Raw genomic sequence first — 20,403 nt, 5'->3', positions numbered from 1 at the left:
CCGCGGTGTCCTCCGCCGGCGAGGCTGCGGGGCGCCGGGCCGCTCTGGCCGCCGCGGAGCAGTGGCTCGCCGGCCTGCGGATGCACGGCCGCGTCGACGCCGCCGAGTACCGGCGGAGGATGGCGGCACTGGCTCGGGGGGAGCGAGTTCCCGGGAGCAGCAACCGGTCGGCATGAACGCCGCCCGGCGGCGCTTCCCGGCTGTGTCGGCTGCACTCCCGAAGGGACGCAGTGAATCCAGCCGTTGATCCCCAACGTGATGGTTGTTCCGTCGAAGCAGAGGATCGGACCCGGGCAGATCCACTTAGTTACTAAGCTGACTAGCAGAAGTCTGCTTCGTCGGACTTCACGGGCCGGATGCCTCCTCGTGCGCACAGCGCGACAGGAAGGCGAGGAGGTGTCCGGCGCCGAGAAGGGGATGGCTCAGTAGGCGGGCTGAGCATGAGTGGTCGGCTGCGCGCAGGCGGGGCCGGGTGCGGCTGTTGTGCGAGCGGGGCCCGGCCCCGGACCCCGCCACGCTCAGATCACGTCAGTGACCGGCGTACTCGAAGATGTAGAGCCCGTAGTCGCGGTCGGAGGCCGCTACGTACTCCCTGCCGAAGGAGTTGAAGGTCTGCACGCCCCAGAAGTTGTTGCCGCCCTCGTCGATGAAGCGGCCGACCTCCACGAGCTTGTCCTTCTTGATCTTCGCGACCCTGAATCCGCCCGCGTAGTACGAGAAGTAGGCGAGGTCGGGGCGGACACCGGAGGCCGCCACCTCGTGGATGGACAGGTCGCCCGAGCCGGACGCGTGGGCAGGGTCGTGTGCTTCGGGGATCGCGTAGGTGTCGAGCTCCGTCATCTTTCCGCCCTTGTTGCGGTAGAGATGCGCGTAGCCCCAGCCGTCGAAGTACGACGAGAAGGTGAGGCGGTCACCCTTGGCACCGATCTCCACCGGCAGAGTCGCGGGCCCTGTCCCGGCGAGGCAGTCCTCATTGCTGTACGGCTGGTCGAAGGCGGCGAAGCCCTGGCTGCGCGGTGCGACGCCGAACGCCGGCACGGTGCCCTCGACGGTCATGCCGCTCTGCGCGTCGCAGGCGTCCGTCCCGGTGCGGTTGAAGACGAGTACGGCGTCGTAGCCGCCCGCCGCCTCGACGTTGGCGACCTTCTCGGTGAAGGTGCACACGCCGCGCTCGACGACGGCGATGTCCACGGCGGCCGGGTCCCCCGCGGGGACGGCGGGGCTGTCGTTGCAGGCCAGGCCGGTGTAGACCGAGTCGCCGGTGACGTTCTTGCCCGTCTCCAGGGGGATGCCCTGTCCCGCGGTGACGGCGGTGTTGTCGTCGAGGTTGCGGGCTGACAGTGCGTACGGCCCGAAGTCCTCGTCGGCGCCGATCACATAGCGGTTGTCGAGGGTGAACTCCGCCTGGTGGCCGTTGCCTTCGGGTGCCACGGTGAGTCCGCTCTCGGCGGCCTCGGGATCGGGATCGGTGAAGTCGGTGTCACCGATGTACTTCAGGTTCTTGGGGTCGGTCACGTCCAGGGCCACGTAGCCGGCGTCCCAGTAGGAGGCCAGCAGGACCTGACGGCCGCGGATCTTCTTGACGACCATGTCGTGCAGGAAGATCTCGGTGAGGTTCTCCGGGGTCGACTGGACGATCTGCGGGAAGGTCTCGTCGAGGTCGTACTCGGCGATGAGCTGCGGCTTCGTCGGATCCGTGATGTCCATGATGTCGACGTCCGTGCCCTCCTCGTTGTCGACGATCACGGAGTACGCCTTGCTGCCCGCGTCCCAGGCGAACACGCTGTGGATCTGGCGGGCGATGTCCGTCGTCTCGCCGTCCAGCGTGAAGTCGCCGACGCCCTCGGCGAGTGCCTTCGGCTTGGTGGGGTCGGTGACGTCGTAGATGTTCATGCCGCCGGATCCGGTCTCGCCGCAGATCTCGTTGTTGCTGACGAGCACGTCGCCCTTGAAGGACGGCGTCGAGATGTGGATGGTCTGGATGCCTTCGCCGGGGGCGCTGCCCGCCGGGGCGGGTATGAAGCCGACTTCCTTCGGCTTGCTGGGCTTACGGATGTCGACGACGTACACGCCGGTGTTGTCGCAGCCGACGCCGCCCCAGGAAGCCAGGTAGGCGTAGCCCTTGTAGACGCCGACATCGGCGATCTTGCCTTCGACGACGTTGCTCAGCTTGAGTTTGCTGACCAGCCGGACGTTCTTCTGAGTGGCCGACAGATGTCCGTCGTTACCGCCGTGTTGGTCGTGGTGGTGTGTGGCCGCCGCATTGTCGATGGCGCCGTCGGATGACGAGACGCCGTCGTGTGCTTGTGCGGAACCGGCGAGAGCGGTCGTGGCGAAGAGAACTGCCGCGAGCACGCCCACGCCGGTCTGTCTGTGGGTCTTGCGCATACCTGACCTCCACTCGTGGGGCCGGGGTGACCGGCCCATAACGAGGTGATGCCGGCCACCAACTGACCGGCATCGCGAAGGTACTTAGTGCATTGGTCGACCGAAAGGTCTTTAACGAGATCGTATTTTGCGGGGACTTGGTGAGAGCGAGGGAGAGCCGGCGCGGCGACGTGTTCGGAGCGAATGCCAGGGATTCGCGTTGCTGGGGCCAGGGGCCCCGGCGGGCTGGTCAGGCCCGGCCGACGAGCTCGTACCCGGCCTCGTCCACGGCGGCGCGGACGGCCTCCTCGTCGAGCGGGGAGGCGGAAGTGACAGTCACCTCGCCGGTCTTGGCGACGGCCGTGACCGCGGTGACGCCAGCCAGCGCGGATATCTCCTGCGAGACCGCGCCCTCGCAGTGGCCGCAGGTCATACCGGACACTCAGTCGGGCCCGACGCTCACGCGGCCATCATCAGCAGCATCGCGGACATGGTCCCGCCCATGCCGATGTGCGCCGCGAGCGCCGCGTCCGGCGCCGCCCCGAGCTTGCGGCGTCGGCCGTGGCCGCGCCGCTCCGCCGTCCTGGCCCTGTCCCACACCGAGACCGTCAAAGACGCCAGGAAGACGAACACGGTGTCCGGCATGGCGAGCAGCCAGCGCCCCGGGCTGAACCCGGAGCCGGCGCTGCGGCCTCCCCTGCCGGTACCCCGTGCCCTCGCCCACACGGACGCCCCGATGGACAGCAGGAAGTAGACGGCGAGCGCCGCGATCACGAACCGCCACACAGAGCCGGACCCCGCAGAGGCAGCGGTATCGGCCGCGGTGTGCGTCATGCCCTGCATGTCCGTCCCGTGCGCGGCACCCATCCCGTGCATGGACTCCATGCCGCCCGTGTGGTGCGTGTCCGTCGTACTCGCCGTGTTCTCCATGCCCGGCATGTGCGCCATGGAATGTCCGCCGCCCAGCGCGAGGACCGGTCCGGACGACGTGCTCGTCATGGCGAGCGTCATGATCACCATGCCCGCGCTGCCGACGATGAGGTGGACCCAGTGACGGCCGCGCTTCCACCCGCCCTGGCGCGTGTGCCTGACTGCCACCGCCACACCCCCGAGCCCCAGGACACCGAACGCCACCGCCCACCACATGCCGTAGCCCGCGTACCAGCCGACCGTCGCCGGCAGCGCCATGGCGGCCATGCACAGGCCCATCAGCAGGTCGCCTCCCGCCGCGAATCGGGCCTCACCGCGCGTGGTCACCACCCGGACCGCGCTGACGGCGGCCACCAGGGCGGCGACCAGCGCGATGGCCCAACTGAGCGCCATAACTCCCATGTTCACCTTCCCGATCGTCCGGACACGGCGCGCCTGCGCTGCCGACTCCGCCTCGCCGTACGGGGCGCCTGGGGGCGCAGCGTGGGCTTTAACTGCTAGTGCCCTTAGTACGTATTGGGGCTGGAGAGTGTTCAGGAACGACCTCCTGGACAGCGACGAGGACCCGGGACTGATCGTCGACCGCTATCACACACCGGACATCGTCCAGATCGCCGACGGACACCGGATGGACCGGGACAAGCTCATCGCGCACACTCGCCCGGTGCGCAAGAACCGGCCCAGCGGCCGCTGGGATGTGCACGAAGCACTGGTGAACGGGGATCGGATCGCCGTCCGGTCCACCTTGTATGTACAGAACCGCAAGAGAGCCCTCGCCATCGAGACGCACATGTTCGCTCAGTTCACGGATGACGGGCGGATGCGCCAGGCGCACATACTCACCCGCACCCTCCCAGCGGACGCCGGTCCGGGACAGCCGGCGCCAGAGGTGTCCGAGGGGCAGGTGCGGCCGGCGTGACCGAGAGCACCTACACCGTGAGCGGAATGGTCTGCGAACACTGCGCAGGCTTCGTCACCGAGGAGATCGAACACGTCGCCGGCGTCACCGCCGTGGCGGTGAACGTCGACAGCGGCACGGTCACGGTGACCAGCGACAGGGATCTCGACATCGCGGACGTGCGCGCTGCGGTCGAGGAAGCCGGCTATGAACTCGACGACCGGTTTGGCTAGAGACCTTCAGCTGGTGTTATGGCGGCTGGTCAAGGACGTCTGTACCCCCGGGGGGTAGGATGTCGGCTCGGCAGGGTGACCGGTGAGGACGAGTGGAGCTCATGACGACGCGGACAGCTCGCAGCGGCGGCACAGCCGTCCGCTGGGCGTACGGGGTGTTCCTCACCCTGTGCGTGGCGCTGGCCGTGCTCGTCCACCATGAGACATCCGCGACCGAAGTCGCGCCGATGCAGGGCTCCGCCGCCCATGCCGTCCACGCGACGGCGGCGGGGACCCCGCACTCGCAGCACGTGGTGGAGTCCTCCACGCACAGCGCCGACGCCGGTGGCTGCGCCATGCCGGGCATGCAGCACTGCACCACGGCGAGCGTCGACTCCGTACAGCTCGTCGCGCCGGGCCGGAGCGCGTTCGACCCGTCGGCGAACCTGCGGCAGGCCGCGGTCGGCCGCGCACCCGGTACTACGGTCGGCCGCTCCCCGCCCGACCTGTCCGTCCTCTCTCAACTGCGCATATAGGCCGCGCTGGACGGCGCGCGATGTGCCGTCCCTCCGTGACCACATCGGCAGTTACGACACAGAGGACACCCACACGATGAACAGCATCAACCGCCGCTCCGTCCTGCTCGCAGGGCTGGGAGCCGCCGGAGCCGGCGCGCTCGCCGCCTGCAGCAGTAGCTCCGGCTCCGGCAGCGGAGCTGCCCTGATCAACCCTTCCGGCTCCGCGGTCGCGGCCACCGAGAAGAAGCGCAAGAGCACGGGACGGCAGCACAAGCTCACCCTGACCGCGGTACCCGCCATGATCGACCTGGGTGGCGGGATCAGGCCCAAGACCTGGGCCTTCGACGGCCGCACCCCGGGCAAGGAAGTCCGGCTCTCCGTCGGCGACACCCTGGTCGCCGAGCTGTCCAACCAGCTCCCCGACAAGACCACCACGTCGATCCACTGGCACGGCATCGCGCTGCGCAACGACATGGACGGCGTGCCCCCGGCGACGCAAACCGCCGTCCGGGCCGGGTCCACCTTCACGTACCGCTTCATCGCCGACGCCCCGGGCACGTACTTCTTCCACCCGCACGTCGGCGTCCAGCTCGACCGCGGCCTGTACGCCCCGCTGATCGTCGAGGACCCGAAGGAGACCCTCGACTACGACGACGAATGGGTCGTCCTCCTCGACGACTGGGTCGACGGCGTCACCGGCACTCCCGACCAGGTCTTCGCCGAGGTCAGGCAGGGCATGGCTGGCACGCACATGGGGGAGAGCAGCAGCCCCGGATCCAGCGGCATGGAGGGCCACGACATGCACGGCATGGCCGGGACGGAGATGGGCGACTCCGCCGCGTCCCCCTCGCCTTCGGCCGCAGCCTCGTCCGACGGCATGTCGATGAAGTTCATGCTCATGGGCGCCGAGAGCGACCTGCTCGGCGGCGACGCCGGCGACGTGAAGTACCCGCACCACCTCATCAACGGCCGGGTGGCGGCCGACCCGGACGTCTACACCGGCAAGCCCGGCAAGAAGGTCCGGCTGCGGATCATCAACGCCGGTGGAGACACTGCCTACCGCGTCGCCCTCGGCGGCCACAAGCTGACCATCACCCACACCGACGGCTTCCCGGTCCGGCACCAGGAGGTGGACGCACTGCTCGTCGGCATGGGCGAGCGCTACGACGTGCTCGTCACCCTCGGCGACGGAGTCTTCCCGCTCGTCGCCGTGGCCGAGGGCAAGGATGCGAACGGCTTCGCCCTGGTACACACGGGCTCGGGGGGCGCCCCGAAGCCGACCGTCCGCCCGAAGGAACTCGACGGCATGATCATGACGGCCTCCCAGTTGCGTGCCGCCGACGACGTACGGCTCAACTCCGCCAAGACGGACGTGACGCACCAGCTCAAACTGACCGGCGGCATGGACAAGTACAACTGGGCCGTCAACGGCACGCCGTTCGACATGAAGGACCCCGAGGCGAGTCCGATCCTCGTCGAAGAGGGCCAGCGCGTACGGCTCGACTTCTTCAACGACACCGACATGTGGCACCCGATGCACCTGCACGGCCACACGTACCAGCTCGGCGCCTCCGGGCCGCGCAAGGACACCGCGATCGTGCTGCCCAAGAAGAAGCTGTCCGTGTTCTTCGACGCCGACAACCCGGGCCAGTGGATGCTGCACTGCCACAACGCGTACCACGGTGAGGCCGGGATGATGGCGAACGTGGCGTACCGGGGCTGACCGCACTATGCCGGAGGGCGAAGGGTCTCTTCAGCCCTCCGGCTTGTGCGCGACCCCGATGATGCGCGGAGAGCCGGGCGTCGTACGGCCGCTGAGAAGGAAGCCGAAGTGCCGCGCCGCTCTCGGCGTCAGTGGCTGTGGCCGTCCTCCGCGTGACCGGCTTCCTCCTTGGTGACCGCGCTCGATTCCGGTGCCGCTGGGCGAGCTCAGTGGGCTGAGCGGCCTGCGTGAGGGCCGTGAGGGCCATGAGGGCCGTGAGGGCCGTGGTGCTCGTGCCGGCTCGTCGGCCTCCGGTCGTCCGGCACGGTGTGCCCATCGCGCAGCCCGGAAAGGGTGACCGCGACGAGCCGGTCGGCCGCCGCTTCGGAGGGCAGGACGGCGGCGGCCGTCAGGGCGTGGAGGCAGTACGCCGCCAGCTCATCGGGCGCGACGTCGTCACGGAAGACGCCGGTCCGCGCGCCCTCGGCCAGCAGGTCCCGGATCATGTCGTGGAGCTGCTGCTGCGCTCGGACGACCCGTACGTCCCGGTGAAGGAATGCCGAGAGTTCGGTTCCGTGGTGCCCGCGGGACTGGCGCGAGATATGAGCGAACGCCCTCAGGACCGCCTCGAGTTGCTCGTCGGGCCCATCGGCCTGGTCCCGGACCTCCGCCAGCTGTCCCAGGTGCTCGGTGATCTGACGGTCGTGCCAGGCGAGCAGGATCGACTCGACGTCCGGGAAGTACTTATACAGCGTGGCCCGGCCGATGCCGGCCTTCTCGGCGATCTGCGACATCGTCACCGACCGCAGGCCGTGTTCGGCGGCCAGCTCCGCGGTGGTGTTCAGGATCGCGTCGCGCACCGCACGGCGGTGCGCCTCGATCGTCTCGTTCCACAGCTTCGGCACTGGATCAGTGTACGTGGCGGCGATGTCGATACATCCTGGTTGACATCGTGAACACTGTGTCTCGTAAACTGTCTACGCATCGCACGTCATCCGAGCACCACGAAGGACACGCACATGGCTGACTTGCCCTCCCGCCCCGATGCCGTCGGCCAGGAGCCCGGTCCCGCGGCGCATCCCGGTATGCCGCGCTGGGCGAAGTCGTTCGCCATCGCCGCCGGCGCCGCCCTGCTCGTGGCGTTCGTGCTCATGCACGCCATCGGTGGCGGCATGGGCGGCCACTGACCGTGACGGCCATGAACCCCCGCCTCCGCAAGCTCGCGCTCACCGCGCACGTCACCTCCTCGGTCGGCTGGCTCGGCGCCGTCGCCGTCTTCCTCGCCCTCGCCGTTGCCGGTCTGACCAGCCGGGACGCCCAGACGGTGCGGGGCGTCTACGTTGCGATGGAGGTGACGGGCTGGCTCGTCCTGGTCCCCTTGAGTCTTGCCTCGCTGCTGACCGGACTGCTCCAGGCCCTGGGGACCGCGTGGGGCTTGTTCCGTCACTACTGGGTCCTGTTCAAGCTGCTGATCAACGTCGTGGCGACCGTCCTGCTGCTCGTGCACATGCAGGTTGTCGGCCAGGTCGCCGATGCCGCGGCCGAGGCGAGCCTGTCCGCCGATGATCACTTCGGGATGAGGGTCCAGCTGCTGGCCGACGCCGGAGCGGCTCTGCTGGTACTGCTCATCGCGGTGGTGCTGTCGGTGTACAAGCCGAAGGGGCTGACACGTTATGGCTGGCGCAGGCAACAGGAGTCCCGGACGCGACAGCGAACCGCTGAGCCGGGAGATCAGGCGGCCGGGCTCGCGGTCAGCTGATGCGGGGACGAGCCTTCTGTGCCGCTCGTCCGGCGACCGTCCTTCAGGCACGAAGCGTTGATCCCCCGCCCGATGTCACGCCGTGAGCGGCGCGAGTTCCGTGAAGGTCTTGCCGCCGTCGCGGGACTCGTACACGCCCGTCTGTGTCGCGGCGAGGATGTGGTCGGCGTTGACGGCCGTCAGGGCCTGGGGCTGTCCGCCGGGCACGGCCGTGAGTCGCTTCCAGGTCTTGCCGCCGTCCGCGCTGCGGCTCAGCTTCCCGGACAGGTCGATACCGAACAGGGATTTCTCCGTGGGCCGGGACAGGAACGCCTGCACCGGCTCGGCCCCCTCGGCAAAGGTGCGCCCGCCGTCGGTGCTGGTGACGACGCCTTCCGCGGTGCCGGCCAGCAGCCTGTCGCCATTGGGACTCACCGCGAGGTCGAGGGCTTCCAGCGTCGCCCGGTCGTCCCAGGTCTTGAGGTCGCTGCTGACCCGGATGCGGCCGCCCTCGTATCCGTAGACGATGCCCTTGGCCGAGTCGAGGGAATGGAAGTCGGCTTCCCCCGACAGTGACCGGGATGTCCAGGTGGTGCCCGCGTCCTTGGTTTCGATGAGGCCGACGTTGCCGGGACGGCCGTTGCCCGGGGCGCCGTGTCCGCTGGCGACGAAGGTGTTGTCGCCGGTCACGGTGAAGCCCATGAACATGAAGTCGTCCTTGCGGTCGCCGACGAGCTTCGGCTCCTGGCCTTTGGCGACCGTGTAGAGGCCGTGGTGGGTCGCGACGTACACGCGCTCGTCGGCCGGGTCGACGCCCAGGCCGTGCACGTGGGACAGCGCCGTCGACTCCTCCGAGGCTGCCCCCGTGTCGGAGGCCCCGCTTCCGCAGGCGGCGAGGGCGAGAGCAGCGAGCGCGGTGCCCGTCGCGGCGAACAGGGTGCGGGTGGCCGGGCGTGCGGTCACGGAAAGTCCTTGGGTGGTACTGGTGTTGGTGCTCAGGGCCTGCTCGCGGCGAAGAACGGCATGCTGTCGAGGGGGACGATCTCGATGTTCTTGCCGGTGCGCGGCGCGTGGATGGCCTTGCCGTTTCCGACGTACATCCCGTTGTGCTGGTTGTCGTTGTACCAGTAGATGATGTCGCCGGGCTGCAGGTCTGACCTGGCCACCTTGCGGCCCGCGTCGTACTGCTGCTTCACGGTGCGCGGCAGCGAGACGCCCGCCGCGCGCCAGGACGCGCCGGTCAGCCCTGAGCAGTCGTAAGAGCTGGGGCCGGTCGAGCCCCACTCGTAGGGCTTGCCGAGCTGCGCGTACGCGAAATCGAGTGCGGCCTTGGCGCGGCCGCCGGCCGGGCCGTTGTAGGTGGCGGCGGAGTCGCTGACGCCCGCGGCGGCGTCCTCGCGCTCCTGGTCGGCCTCCATCTTGGCGCGCTGCTGGGCGGTCAGGCTGTTCAGGAGCTTGCGCGCCTTCGCGAGCTTGCCCTGGACCTCGTCCTTCTTCTCGGCGGCCTTGGTGCGCGCTTCTTCCAGAGCCTGCAGTCGCTTCTGGGCCGCCTCGCGTTCCTGGGTGATTTCGCGCTGTTTAGCCTGCATCGCCCGCAGTGCCTCGGCCTGCCGGTCGCCCGTACGGTCCAGCATCTGGGCCTTGTCGAGGTAGTCGTCCGGGTCACCGGACAGGAAGAGCTGCACGCTCGCGTCGATGCCGCCGCTGCGGTACTGCGCGGCCGCCAACGGGCCTATTTTCTCCCGCAGTTCGTTGATTTCCTGTTGCTTGCGGGCCAGGCGGTCCTGTGCTCGGTCGGCCTCGCGCTGCAGTTTCTTCTGCTGCTCGCGGATGGCGTTGTACTCCTCGGTGGGGCCCTCGGCCTCCTCGTAGAGCTTCTCCACCTGCTTGCGCACCTCGTCCACTGTGGGCTTGGGAGCGGCCTGGCTCTGCGTCGGCAGGAGGCTGACGGCACCGGCGGCCATGCCGAGGGTGGCTATCCGGGCACGGCTGGGCGGCTTCGGCCGACGGTGCGTTCCCATTGTGGAGTAGCTCCTCTGCGCGTCTGTGGACCAAGAGAAGGGCCCTGGCCGTCGAGCCGACATCACGGCGCGCCCAGGCGTCAGCGGTTCAAACGCGTTAGAACTTAGTAGATTCGTAGTTTGTATCGCAAGTAAATCCGCGTCACACCGGTCTCACAAGTAATCGGGTCAGCCGAGAGCAGGCGGGCAGGCGACCAGCAGCGGCAGCAACGGTGCGGCCGCGGCCACGGCGGCGACAGCGCCCCGGAGGGCGGGATGAGGAGCCTTGCACGGGCCGAGAACCCGCTTCAGGCGGATCAGGACCGTGTGCCCGCCCGCCGCGAGCGCGCCCTTGGGCGTGCGGGCCGCCGCCATCTCGTACATGGCCGCGGCAAGCACCTCGCGGGACTGGCTGCGCAGTGCGCGATCGTCCGCGATCATCTCCAGCAGCAGCGCCGTCTGCTCCCGGGCATGCCGGGCCAGCGGCAGCCACCGGAACACCGAGTGAAACGCCTCCACGGCAGCCAGAACCAAGTGGTGACGCCCCGCGATGTGCGCCTGCTCGTGCTTCAGTACGGCGTCGAGCTGCTCCGGCGTCAGGTGGTCCACGGCCGCGTCACTGATCACGATTCGGGGACGGCGGCCGGGCAGGCAGTACACAGCGGGCACGTCGTACGGCATGACAGTGGCGCACAGCCGGGCCGAGCGGCGGCCCACCAGGTCCACGGCCTCCCGGTGCCGCTCCCGGGCCCTTCGGGCTCGTACGGCATGGAAGGAGAAGCTGGCGAGCAGGGCGCTTCCGATGACGGCGGGTACGCCGAGAGCGAGCCGGTCCGCCGTGTCCGGGTGAGGGTGACCCGCGCCCGTACCCAGGCCGCAGGAGTGCAGCAGCCCCACGAGGCCCGCGTGCAGGTGCTCGGCCGGCATGGCCAGGTTGTACGCGGCGAGCGCTGCCCCGATCGAGAACGACACTGCCAGGGCGTGCCACACGGCTGCTGCAAGGGCGGGGGCCCGGTGTGGCCAGCTGCTGCGCAGCATGACGTTGGGTGCGACGAATCCCACCGCTGCCGTGTAGCCGAGGAGGACGGGGGCCGCGTTCACGACTTCGCCTGTCGTCCTACGTCCCGCAGGGCCTTGCGCAGGGCGGCCACCTCGTCCTCGGACATGTTCTCCACGAAGTGGACCAGCGCGGCCGGACGGTCCTTGCTTTCCCCCAGGCCGTCTTCCATGAGTGCGGCGGCGTACGCCTCGCGGCTGCGGACCGTGGTGTAGACCCAGGCGCGGCCCTGCTTATCGCGCTGCAGCCAGCCCTTCGTGTACAGGATGTTGGTGACGGTCATCACCGTGGTGTACGCGATGGGGCGGGTCTTGTTGATGTCGTCGACGACCTCGCGCACCGTCGCCGGACGGTTCCACGTCCAGAGACGATCCATGATCTCTGCCTCGAGATCGCCCAGCCGCCGCATGCCCCCGACTCCTTTTCGCCACCGAATACGCACGGCCATAGTAGGCGGCTCGTCGGTCAGGCTTTCGGGACGGAGGGGAAACGTCACACGTGCCCCGTCAGCTCGCTCGACCGCAATCGACGTTGCGGTCCCGTGGGCTGCTCGTGTGCGCTCTGCTGCTGGGCCTGCTCGGCATGCACGGTCTCGGGCCGGTCCCGGAGGCCGCCGCTGTTTCCGGGCACGGCCAGGTGGCGGCGACAGCTCACAAGCACGTCACGGCATCGATGCCCGGCGAGTGTGATCATGGCGAGGGCGGTTGTCAGGGCCACGCGGAACATGCCGACCCGGCCTGTGCCTCCGCGTCCGTTGCCGAGGCCCCCTTGACGGCGCCCGTACTGCTGCCCGACGTGACGGCCTGCGCCGAGCCGACGGATGTGCGTACGGCTCCGAACGGCAGCGGCCCCTGCGGCGGCCGCGCTCCGCCCTTCCTCTCCGAACTCCAGCTCCTGCGGATATAGAGCGGCCCGCGTGACGCCGTGCGCCCAGGGCGCGGTGCCGCGCGTCGGCATGCCCTTACAGCCCAGACCGCGGAGATCGAGCAGATGAACGAGATGCTCGGCAAGAGCTGACGTTTCGCCGAGGACGGTGGGCCGACAGGACGAGACCCCGTCGGCCTACCGTTCTGATGCTGTTCAGGGGCGGGCTCGCTGTTTGCAATCAGTGAAGTGCCCAGCGGTTCCTGGCGGTTGGTCCTATCCGGTGGCGGGTCTGCGCGCACATGGCTTGTTCGCGCAGTGTTCTCGTTGTTCGAAGTGCAGGGGCCTTCTGGATCAGGTTAGGATCACGGCGTGATTACGGCCTGGTCTCCCTCTGGCGTGCAGCGGAGCCGCTCATCAGCGGCTCTGTGGCGTGTGCTGGGACTGGGCCTGCTCCTCTTCGGCCTGCTGTATACGCATGCGGTCAGCCCTGATGCGACGGTGAGTCACGTCACTTCCGGGAAAGCCGTCCCGGTGTCGGACGTTCTGATCGAGTCAGCTGCTGAGCATGAGAAGGTTGCAAGTGCCACGCAGGCTCTGTCGGCGGGTGGCTCTTCGGGCGACCATCACCCTGGCCACGGGGAGCACCTCTCCTCAGGGGAATGCGCACTGGGGCAGCCTTCGCAGGGCCCTGGTGTGGGGATGCCCAGCCTCTGGCCGCTGAGTTCGGCCACGGACGACAGCATGGCCGTCCCCGTGCACGCCCTTCCCTCCGCGGCACGGGACTTCGCGGTGCCGATAGCGCATCATGCGGCGGAAACCGCGGTTCTTCGTATCTAGGTCAGCGCCCGCACGAACCGGTCGATACTTCCCGGGGATGCACCGACTCGGCCCGAAGCCATAGTCGTGCCCACTCTCCGGTCGGTCGGTTCATCGGCGTCCGACCTCCTGCGCATGGCCCCCACAGTGCGGCGCGGGGTGGTCGACAGCTCTCCATCACCCCCCACTGATCGCTGCCCCGTGCCGTGAGTCTTCCGGCGAGGGCGGCTGCCGCGCGGAGGATCTGTGCCGCCTTGCCCTGCCACATCTCCTGTCCCTGCCCCAAGAGCGGGTTCGTTTCGAAAGAACGGACTCGTCCGCACCACGCTCTGCTTCCTGTTGTTCCTGGTGCTGGCGTGCGTCGGCGATGAGCACCATGCCTCGGAGCGGTCGTACGGTCGCTCAGCCGTCTCCGCGAGCGACGTCCCGTTATCAGCGGCGAGCTTCGAGGAGGACATCCTCGAAGCCACTGAACCCCCGGACCACTGCCATGGGTTCGGTCCTGGACCTGCCACGGCCGCCCCGTCGGCTGCTCGCGTTCTGCCGCTCGCCCTCACCACCGGGTCGCCGGCGGACACGACGGACAACCTCACGTCCGCTCCCTCCAAGGCGTCGCGAAGTCTGCCGCTAATCGGCGGCCGGTGCGCTCTCATCGCCATCTGCCGGTGGCGCATATAGACGCCGCCCCGGCGGTCGGCTCCCGTCGACCCGCCGCGCACCGCGCCTTTTGACGGCGCGCGAGATGAGCGTCCGCACGCGTCCACACCGAATGAGAGCGAAGAGAGATGCACTCTCTGACCACGAGTGATTCCATCCCCGCCGGCTCCACCCTCCAGGGGCTGGTCGGCAACACACCTGTACTGCACGTCTCCCAGCCCTTCACACCGGCCGACCGTGGCTTCTGGGCCAAGCTGGAGGGATTCAACCCCGGCGGAATCAAGGACCGCCCCGGACTGCACATGGTCGAACGGGCCCGGAGCCGCGGGGACTTGCGGCCGGGACGCCCGATCATCGAGTCGACCAGCGGCACCCTCGGCCTCGGCCTCGCCCTGGCCGGGATGGTCTACGGACATCCCGTCACCCTCGTCACCGACCCGGGCCTGGAACCGTCCATGACCCGGCTGCTCACCGCCTACGGCGCCACCGTCGACATGGTCTCCGAACCGCACCCCACCGGTGGCTGGCAGCAGGCCCGTCGCGACCGCGTCGCCGAACTGCTGGCGCAGCAGCCCGGAGCCTGGTGCCCCGACCAGTACAACAACCCCGACAACGTCACCGCCTACACCCCGCTCGCCCTCGAACTCGCCTCCCAGATGGGCCACATCGACATACTCGTCTGCAGCGTCGGCACCGGTGGACACTCCGCGGGCATCTCGCGCGTCCTGCGCCAGCTGTACCCCGGGATGCGGCTGGTAGGCGTGGACACCGTCGGCTCGACCATCTTCGGCCAGCCCGCCCGGCCCCGCCTGATGCGCGGCCTCGGCTCCAGCATCTACCCGCGCAACGTCGCGTACGAGAACTTCAGCGAGGTGCACTGGGTGGCGCCCGCCGAATCCGTCTGGGCCTGCCGGCAGTTGGCCGCATCGCACTACGCCACGGGCGGCTGGAGCGTCGGAGCAGTCGTGCTCGTGGCCGGCTGGCTCGCCCGTACGGCCCCGCCGAGCACCCGCATCGCGGCGATCTTCCCCGACGGACCTCAGCGATATCTGGAGACCATCTACGACGACCAATACTGCGCCGAGCACGGGCTGTTGGAGGCGCCCCCGGCCCCCGAACCGGAGGTCATCGGACGCCCCGACGAAAAGGAGGTCATCCGCTGGACCCGCTGCGCGACGGTCGGCGACCCGCTCTCCCTGCTGGCCGAGACGGCCGGTGCCGAAGGCGGGGCGCTGTGAAGGCGACACTCACGCAGGTCCGCTCCTACGACCGAAGCGTCCAGCTGCTCCTGGTGAACCAGTTCACCATCAACCTCGGCTTCTACATGCTGATGCCGTACCTGGCCGCCCACCTGTCCGGAACCCTCGGGCTGGCCGGCTGGCTGGTCGGGCTCGTCCTGGGCGTACGGAACTTCAGCCAGCAGGGCATGTTCCTCATCGGCGGCACCCTCGCCGACCGGCTCGGCTACAAGCCCCTGATCGTCGCCGGATGCGTGCTGCGCACCGTCGGCTTCGTCACGCTCGGCCTGGTCGATTCGGTTCCGGCGCTGCTCGCCGCCTCGGCGGCGACCGGCTTCGCGGGGGCGTTGTTCAACCCGGCGGTCCGCGCCTACCTCGCGGCCGACGCGGGGGAGCGCCGGGTCGAGGCGTTCGCGCTGTTCAACGTCTTCTACCAGGCCGGGATCCTGCTCGGCCCGCTGGTGGGAATGCTGCTGACCGGCGTCGACTTCCGGATCACCTGCCTGGTCTCGGCGGCGATCTTCGCACTGCTGAGCGTCGTACAGATCCGGTCGCTGCCGGCTCGCCGGGCGGACGACGCGACGCGCACGAAGGCCGGTCGGGAGCGTGTGCTGTCCCAGTGGGGCCAGATCCTGCGCAACCGCGCCTTCCTGCTCTTCTCCACGGCCATGATCGGCTCGTACGTCCTGTCCTTCCAGGTCTACCTGGCGCTGCCACTCGAGGTACGACGCCTCGGAGGCGAGGGGGAGTTCGGAACGGCTGCCGTGGCACTCCTCTTCGCCGCGTCCGGTCTCGCCACCATCTTCGGCCAGACCCGGGTGACGGCGTGGTGCAAGGCGCGGTTGGAGCCCGGACAGGCCCTGGCCTGGGGGCTGTTGACCATGGGGCTGGCGTTCGTGCCGCTCCTCGGGGCGACGGCTCTGCCCGTGCCCGACGAGGGGCTCGGGCGCTGGCTGCTCGCTGCCGTTCCGCCGACGCTGGCCGCGCTGCTGCTGGCCCTGGGCACGATGATCGCGTACCCCTTCGAGATGGACACGATCGTCCGGCTCTCCGGTGACCGTCTCGTCGCCACCCACTACGGGCTCTACAACACCATCTGCGGTGTCGGTATCACACTGGGCAACCTGCTCACCGGAGCGGCCCTCGACGCCGCCCGGGCGGCGGGCATGTCGGCGCTGCCGTGGCTGGCGCTGCTCGTCCTCGGTCTGGCCTGTGCCGGGTCCCTGTACGGGCTGCACCGGGCCGGTCGGCTGACACCCAACGCTGCTGAACCCGAGCCCGCCGTGGCCTGACGGAACATCCCCTGAGGGGCGAGCCGCCTGATGTCGGCTCGCCCCTCCCTGAGGCCCCAAAGGCTCGTGGCATAGACGCCCCGCTACGAGGGTGCCTCCTGTTCCTGCGCGCCGGCTCATGGTCGCTCCCAAGGCATCTGTCGAGGGCCGCCGCGGCCCTCCGTTCCGGCCACTACCGAAGCGGAGCTGGCCATGCCGCGGCGGAGCGAGTAACCGCTCGCCACCGCTGCGTGGCGGCCTGCGGGCCCTGACGGCTCGGGCCACCACGGCGTCCTCGACCTCGTCTGCACGCTGACCTGCACCAAGACCCGGCAGATCTCGGCCCCGGTTCGCGTCTTTCCGCACGGCTCAGCCAGGACTCTTGTATACCCCTATGGGGTATTGTATCTTCCGGGTTCCAGGTACCCCTGTGGGGTATATCCCCGGGGTCGGTTACGTATGGAAGGGAAAGGTCATGCCGACCGTCAATCCGCAGCGCTGGTGGGCGCTCGTCGTGCTCGCCGCCGCCCAGTTCATGGTGATCATGGACACCTCGATCATCGGTGTCGCACTCCCCGAGATGCAGCAGGACCTCGGCTTCTCGCAGGGCGAGCTGCAGTGGGTCTTCAACGCGTACGTCATCACCTTCGGCGGCCTGCTGCTCCTCGGCGGGCGCCTGTCCGACCTGCTCGGCGCCCGCCGGGTCTTCACCGCCGGCTGGACCGTGCTGATCGGCGGCTCCGTCGTCGCAGCGGCCGCGCAGACCGCGTGGGTCGAGGTCGTCGGCCGCGCGGTCCAGGGCGTCGGCGGCGCGCTGATCGCCCCCGCCGCGATGACCCTGCTCATGACGCTGTTCGCACACGACCCGAAGGAGCTCGGCAAGGCCATGGCCCTCTACGGCGCCGCGGCACCCGCCGGCGGCACCGCGGGCGTCTTCCTCGGCGGCGTCTTCACCGAATGGCTCAGCTGGCCCTGGGTGTTCATCATCTACGTGCCGATCGGCGTCGCCACGCTCGCGGCGACGAAGCTGCTGCCGGCGGTCGCCCCGCGCCGCGGCGCCATCGACGTGCTCGGCGCCGCGGCGGTCACCGCGGGTCTCGCGCTCGCCGTGTTCGCCGTCGTACGGGCCCCGGAGACCGGCTGGGGCACCACCCAGACCGTGCTCGAACTCCTCGGCGCCGCCGCCCTGCTGCTCCTCTTCTTCGTGCTCCAGCGGTCCGTGCGCGAGCCGCTGATGCCGCTCGGCATCTGGCGGGTGCCGCGCCTGGGCTCCGCCAACCTGGCGATGACCCTGCTCGGTGCCGCCTGGATCCCGATGTGGTACTTCCTCAACCTGTACCTCCAGCAGGTGCTCGGCTACGGGGCGTTCGCCTCGGGCGCCGCGCTGCTGCCGATGACCGTGCTGCTCATGGTCTTCATGACCGCGATCACGGCACGGCTGCTGGCCCGCTTCGGGGCCAAGCCGCTGATCGCCGGCGGACTGCTCGTCCTCGCGCTCGGCCTGCTGTGGCTGTCGGCCGTGGAGCCGACCGGTACCTTCGCCGTCGACGTACTGCCCGCCTCACTCGTCGCCGCACTCGGCATGTCACTGGCGTACATCCCGGCGATGATGGCCGCCATGTCCGGCGCCCCGCAGGAGCAGGCGGGCCTTGCCTCCGGCATCGTCAACACCACCTACCAGGTGGGCTCGGCGCTCGGCCTCGCGGCCCTCACCGCGCTGGCCACCTCGCAGGGCGCGGGCGCACTCGGTGACCTTCCGGCACTGACGGACGGGTTCAGTGCGGCGTTCCTCGCAGCTGCGGGCATCGCTGCGGTGGGCGGGGCCGTGACGCTGCTGGTGATGCGCACGGACAAGGCGCTCGCAGCCCGGCAGCAGACCGCCGAGGCCGCCGCAGGTGAGCAGGTGGGCGTCTGACCCATGGCCTGTCCGGCCTGCCTCCGCAGACACACCGCCCACCCGACGGGCTCACCCGACTCCACCGCCTGGAGCCCGGTGAGCCCGTCGCCAGTACCAGAAGGAAACCTCAGTCATGCAGACGCGAACTCTCAAGGAAGCTGCCCGCCGGGGAGCCGGACATCCCGTGGTGCGCATGACCGCAGCGGCACTGCTCCAGGCCCTGGCCGCTCACCTCACTCAGTGCAGAGGTGGCGTCGGATCGTCGTGCGTCGGCCGGTGTACCGGGGCGAAGGCCCGATAGCCGGCGCAACCCCGGCGCCGCCGCCGAGGACGAGCACGACGAGGACAGCGGCTCGGCGGAGCGCGAGCACGGGTGACGCCCCGTCGCCGACCGCGGGCAACCGGCCACCTATCGGCCCTGCCCGGCCGGCGTCGGCGCCGTCCCCCTGCGCGGGGATGGCCGCCGGCGGTCCCTCCGAAGCTCGCGACCATCCTCCGCCGAGGGCGTCTGCGGACAGTTCGTTCAGCGGCACCTCCACCCGCCGGTCGATCCGGTCCTGCTCCCAGGCGCTGGTGTCGATCAGCCTGCACGATTCCTCACCGAGCATGACGTGCCGGGCGACACGGCCGTCCCCACCCGGGCACGTTCGACACAGGGAAGGTCGCGACAGTGCGATGACCAACACCACCACCGCGTCCCCACCCGTGCTCGCCCGGGCGCTGATCGTCGGCTCCGGCATCATGAGCCTCGCCAACTCGGTCACCGTGCCCTTCCTGGCCGTGTTCCTCCACAAGGAACTCGGGCTCCAACCGGGCATGATCGGCTTCATCATCGGCTCGTCGGTGTTCTTCTCGATCTCCGCCGGATTCGTCGGAGGTTCGCTCTCCGACCTCCTCGGCCGGCCACGGCTGCTGCTGATCTCCCTCCTGGGAGTGATCGGCTCATTCGTGGGCCTCTACTTCAGCCACAGCGTCCTTGCGGTGTTCGTCTTCAACGCGACGATGGCGCTCAGCAGCAGCTCCTTCGGACCCGTGGGCAAGGCGCTGCTGAGCGACCTTCTCCCGCCCGGTCGGCGCGTGAAGTGGTTCTCCTACCAGTACATGACCACCAACATGGGCTACGCCGTCGGGCCGGTCGTCGGCGCGGCGGCCGGTCTGGCCGGCGACCGGTCGGCATTCCTCGTCGGCGCGCTCGGCTACGGCATCTACCTGCTCGGCCTGGCCGGAATCCTGCTGCTGACCTCGTCGTCCGCGTCGGCCGGCCAGCCCGGCCGGACGGTCACAGGCATGGGGAAGACGCAGCTCTTCGGCAGCGTGCTCAAAGGGCTCGTGGAGAGCGCGCGGGTCGTGGCCACCGACCCGCGGCTGCTGTTCCTCATCCTCGCCGGACTGCTGCTGGAGGCCGTGCACGGCCGGGTCTCCTCGCTGCTCGCGCAGCATCTCTCCGACGGGTTCGCCGACGGCACCGCGATCCTGGGGTACGTGCTGACCGCCAACGCGGTGACCGTGGTGGTCCTGCAGTTGTTCGTCTCCCGGTTCATGGAGAAGCGCAACCCCGTGACGTCCATCGTCGTCGGCGGTCTGCTGACCGTCCTCGGCATGGCCGGCTTCGCGTTCGCGGAGGAGCTCTGGCACTTCGTCGCCGCGATGGTGGTGTTCTCGCTCGGCGAGATCCTCATCTATCCGGCGGAGTTCGCCATCCTCGACCGGATCGCGCCGGAGGACCGCCGAGGCGCCTACTTCGGCGCGCAGACCTTCGCCCAACTCGGCGTCTTCATCGGCCCGTTCACCGGCGGCCTGCTGCTCGCTGCCTACGGCGGCAACGCCATGTTCCTCGGTGTCGGCTCGTTCGCCCTGGCCAGTGTGGTCATCTATCTGCTCGTCGGCCGACGGATCCCCGGTCTGGCCGGCCCCGTGCCGGAGCGCTCCGCACAGCGGCCGAAGGACGAGCATGCCGATGACATGGCGTGAGCGGGACTACGACTGCTGGCGCTGCCCCAGCCTGCGCGCCCATCTGTACAAGACGCCGAGGAGTTCGGCCGCGGGGACTTCGCGGATCCCGCCCGATCCACGGCGCTGACATCCCCGGCCGTGCCGCACTGCAAGACGGGCACGACCGTATCGAGGTGCGCTACAAGGACCGGCCCGCGGGGCCACCCTGACCGACACCACCACAGAGCCCGCACTGAGCGACGCTCTGCACGACTGGTTCTGGTTCGAGGTGCAGTTCGGTAA

Annotated in this window: 20 protein-coding genes; 11 read left to right on the top strand and 9 right to left on the bottom strand. The window is 69.4% G+C overall.

Annotated elements, in window-relative coordinates; all coding sequences use genetic code 11:
- Positions 1-528: 528 nt before the first annotated feature.
- The 3 genes from ACYVO6_RS20235 to ACYVO6_RS20225 form a co-directional block, all read right to left on the bottom strand.
- Positions 529-2,388 carry a PA domain-containing protein gene (locus ACYVO6_RS20235; protein WP_461062955.1) on the bottom strand — a complete coding sequence of 620 codons (1,860 nt, stop codon included), beginning with the start codon at positions 2,386-2,388 and terminating at the stop codon, positions 529-531.
- Between the two features lie 229 nt (positions 2,389-2,617).
- The gene (locus ACYVO6_RS20230; RefSeq protein ID WP_461062953.1) at positions 2,618-2,800 is read right to left on the bottom strand and encodes a heavy-metal-associated domain-containing protein; all 183 of its coding nucleotides are present in this window, start codon (positions 2,798-2,800) and stop codon (positions 2,618-2,620) included.
- Positions 2,801-2,826: 26 nt separating this feature from the next.
- Positions 2,827-3,699, bottom strand: coding sequence for a DUF5134 domain-containing protein (locus ACYVO6_RS20225; protein WP_461063007.1), 873 nt, complete (start codon positions 3,697-3,699; stop codon positions 2,827-2,829).
- Positions 3,700-3,826: 127 nt separating this feature from the next.
- Between ACYVO6_RS20225 and ACYVO6_RS20220 the strand changes: the two genes are divergently transcribed.
- The 4 genes from ACYVO6_RS20220 (at position 3,827) to ACYVO6_RS20205 (ending at position 6,648) form a co-directional block, all read left to right on the top strand.
- Positions 3,827-4,216, top strand: coding sequence for a nuclear transport factor 2 family protein (locus tag ACYVO6_RS20220; protein WP_461062951.1), 390 nt, complete (start codon positions 3,827-3,829; stop codon positions 4,214-4,216).
- Positions 4,213-4,428 (top strand): heavy-metal-associated domain-containing protein, encoded by a 216-nt coding sequence (locus ACYVO6_RS20215; RefSeq protein WP_461062949.1) that lies wholly within the window; start codon positions 4,213-4,215, stop codon positions 4,426-4,428. Before ACYVO6_RS20220 ends, ACYVO6_RS20215 begins: the two co-directional genes overlap by 4 nt.
- A 101-nt stretch (positions 4,429-4,529) precedes the next feature.
- On the top strand, positions 4,530-4,943 hold the full coding sequence (locus tag ACYVO6_RS20210) for a DUF6153 family protein (RefSeq protein WP_461062947.1): 414 nt from the start codon (positions 4,530-4,532) through the stop codon (positions 4,941-4,943).
- Positions 4,944-5,019: 76 nt separating this feature from the next.
- A complete protein-coding gene (locus tag ACYVO6_RS20205; protein ID WP_461062945.1) occupies positions 5,020-6,648 on the top strand; it encodes a multicopper oxidase family protein in 1,629 nt (542 codons plus the stop codon).
- Positions 6,649-6,854: 206 nt separating this feature from the next.
- Here ACYVO6_RS20205 and ACYVO6_RS20200 read toward each other — a convergent pair whose 3' ends face one another.
- Entirely contained in the window at positions 6,855-7,532 is a 678-nt protein-coding gene (locus tag ACYVO6_RS20200) for a TetR/AcrR family transcriptional regulator (protein ID WP_461062943.1), read from the bottom strand.
- 114 nt (positions 7,533-7,646) lie between these two features.
- On the opposite strand from ACYVO6_RS20200, the gene ACYVO6_RS20195 reads away from it, so the two are divergent.
- On the top strand, positions 7,647-7,814 hold the full coding sequence (locus tag ACYVO6_RS20195) for a hypothetical protein (protein ID WP_461062941.1): 168 nt from the start codon (positions 7,647-7,649) through the stop codon (positions 7,812-7,814).
- Between the two features lie 11 nt (positions 7,815-7,825).
- Entirely contained in the window at positions 7,826-8,386 is a 561-nt protein-coding gene (locus ACYVO6_RS20190) for a hypothetical protein (RefSeq protein WP_461062939.1), read from the top strand.
- Positions 8,387-8,461: 75 nt separating this feature from the next.
- Here the strand turns inward: ACYVO6_RS20190 and ACYVO6_RS20185 are convergent, their stop codons facing one another.
- The 4 genes from ACYVO6_RS20185 to ACYVO6_RS20170 form a co-directional block, all read right to left on the bottom strand.
- Positions 8,462-9,328 carry a F510_1955 family glycosylhydrolase gene (locus tag ACYVO6_RS20185; protein ID WP_461062937.1) on the bottom strand — a complete coding sequence of 289 codons (867 nt, stop codon included), beginning with the start codon at positions 9,326-9,328 and terminating at the stop codon, positions 8,462-8,464.
- Positions 9,329-9,360: 32 nt separating this feature from the next.
- Positions 9,361-10,386, bottom strand: a complete 1,026-nt coding sequence (locus ACYVO6_RS20180; RefSeq protein ID WP_461062935.1) for a C40 family peptidase — start codon at positions 10,384-10,386, stop codon at positions 9,361-9,363.
- Between the two features lie 168 nt (positions 10,387-10,554).
- Positions 10,555-11,466, bottom strand: a complete 912-nt coding sequence (locus ACYVO6_RS20175; RefSeq protein WP_461062933.1) for a M56 family metallopeptidase — start codon at positions 11,464-11,466, stop codon at positions 10,555-10,557.
- Entirely contained in the window at positions 11,463-11,831 is a 369-nt protein-coding gene (locus ACYVO6_RS20170) for a BlaI/MecI/CopY family transcriptional regulator (protein ID WP_461062931.1), read from the bottom strand. The genes ACYVO6_RS20175 and ACYVO6_RS20170 overlap by 4 nt, the downstream gene beginning before the upstream one ends.
- Before the next feature lie 89 nt (positions 11,832-11,920).
- On the opposite strand from ACYVO6_RS20170, the gene ACYVO6_RS20165 reads away from it, so the two are divergent.
- The 4 genes from ACYVO6_RS20165 (at position 11,921) to ACYVO6_RS20150 (ending at position 18,186) form a co-directional block, all read left to right on the top strand.
- Positions 11,921-12,328 carry a DUF6153 family protein gene (locus tag ACYVO6_RS20165; protein ID WP_461062929.1) on the top strand — a complete coding sequence of 136 codons (408 nt, stop codon included), beginning with the start codon at positions 11,921-11,923 and terminating at the stop codon, positions 12,326-12,328.
- A 1,562-nt stretch (positions 12,329-13,890) separates the two neighbouring features.
- Positions 13,891-15,000, top strand: coding sequence for a PLP-dependent cysteine synthase family protein (locus ACYVO6_RS20160; RefSeq protein ID WP_461062927.1), 1,110 nt, complete (start codon positions 13,891-13,893; stop codon positions 14,998-15,000).
- Positions 14,997-16,292 (top strand): MDR family MFS transporter, encoded by a 1,296-nt coding sequence (locus tag ACYVO6_RS20155; protein WP_461062925.1) that lies wholly within the window; start codon positions 14,997-14,999, stop codon positions 16,290-16,292. Before ACYVO6_RS20160 ends, ACYVO6_RS20155 begins: the two co-directional genes overlap by 4 nt.
- A gap of 454 nt (positions 16,293-16,746) precedes the next feature.
- A complete protein-coding gene (locus ACYVO6_RS20150) occupies positions 16,747-18,186 on the top strand; it encodes an MFS transporter (RefSeq protein ID WP_461062923.1) in 1,440 nt (479 codons plus the stop codon).
- Positions 18,187-18,401: 215 nt separating this feature from the next.
- Here the strand turns inward: ACYVO6_RS20150 and ACYVO6_RS20145 are convergent, their stop codons facing one another.
- Positions 18,402-18,776 carry a hypothetical protein gene (locus ACYVO6_RS20145; RefSeq protein WP_461062921.1) on the bottom strand — a complete coding sequence of 125 codons (375 nt, stop codon included), beginning with the start codon at positions 18,774-18,776 and terminating at the stop codon, positions 18,402-18,404.
- Positions 18,777-18,843: 67 nt separating this feature from the next.
- Here ACYVO6_RS20145 and ACYVO6_RS20140 point away from each other — a divergent pair, with 67 nt between their 5' ends.
- Positions 18,844-20,139, top strand: a complete 1,296-nt coding sequence (locus ACYVO6_RS20140) for an MDR family MFS transporter (protein ID WP_461062919.1) — start codon at positions 18,844-18,846, stop codon at positions 20,137-20,139.
- Positions 20,140-20,403: the final 264 nt, after the last annotated feature.

The sequence above is a fragment of the Streptomyces pseudoechinosporeus genome (assembly GCF_054783935.1).
This window is presented reverse-complemented; position numbering and strand designations above follow the sequence as displayed.

Coding starts and splice junctions, on each gene's coding strand:
- ACYVO6_RS20235 (WP_461062955.1), bottom strand. CDS start 2,388: ATGCGCAAGACCCACAGACAGACCGGCGTGGGCGTGCTCGCGGCAGTT.
- ACYVO6_RS20230 (WP_461062953.1), bottom strand. CDS start 2,800: ATGACCTGCGGCCACTGCGAGGGCGCGGTCTCGCAGGAGATATCCGCG.
- ACYVO6_RS20225 (WP_461063007.1), bottom strand. CDS start 3,699: ATGGGAGTTATGGCGCTCAGTTGGGCCATCGCGCTGGTCGCCGCCCTG.
- ACYVO6_RS20210 (WP_461062947.1), top strand. CDS start 4,530: ATGACGACGCGGACAGCTCGCAGCGGCGGCACAGCCGTCCGCTGGGCG.
- ACYVO6_RS20205 (WP_461062945.1), top strand. CDS start 5,020: ATGAACAGCATCAACCGCCGCTCCGTCCTGCTCGCAGGGCTGGGAGCC.
- ACYVO6_RS20195 (WP_461062941.1), top strand. CDS start 7,647: ATGGCTGACTTGCCCTCCCGCCCCGATGCCGTCGGCCAGGAGCCCGGT.
- ACYVO6_RS20190 (WP_461062939.1), top strand. CDS start 7,826: ATGAACCCCCGCCTCCGCAAGCTCGCGCTCACCGCGCACGTCACCTCC.
- ACYVO6_RS20180 (WP_461062935.1), bottom strand. CDS start 10,386: ATGGGAACGCACCGTCGGCCGAAGCCGCCCAGCCGTGCCCGGATAGCC.
- ACYVO6_RS20170 (WP_461062931.1), bottom strand. CDS start 11,831: ATGCGGCGGCTGGGCGATCTCGAGGCAGAGATCATGGATCGTCTCTGG.
- ACYVO6_RS20160 (WP_461062927.1), top strand. CDS start 13,891: ATGCACTCTCTGACCACGAGTGATTCCATCCCCGCCGGCTCCACCCTC.
- ACYVO6_RS20150 (WP_461062923.1), top strand. CDS start 16,747: ATGCCGACCGTCAATCCGCAGCGCTGGTGGGCGCTCGTCGTGCTCGCC.
- ACYVO6_RS20145 (WP_461062921.1), bottom strand. CDS start 18,776: ATGCTCGGTGAGGAATCGTGCAGGCTGATCGACACCAGCGCCTGGGAG.
- ACYVO6_RS20140 (WP_461062919.1), top strand. CDS start 18,844: ATGACCAACACCACCACCGCGTCCCCACCCGTGCTCGCCCGGGCGCTG.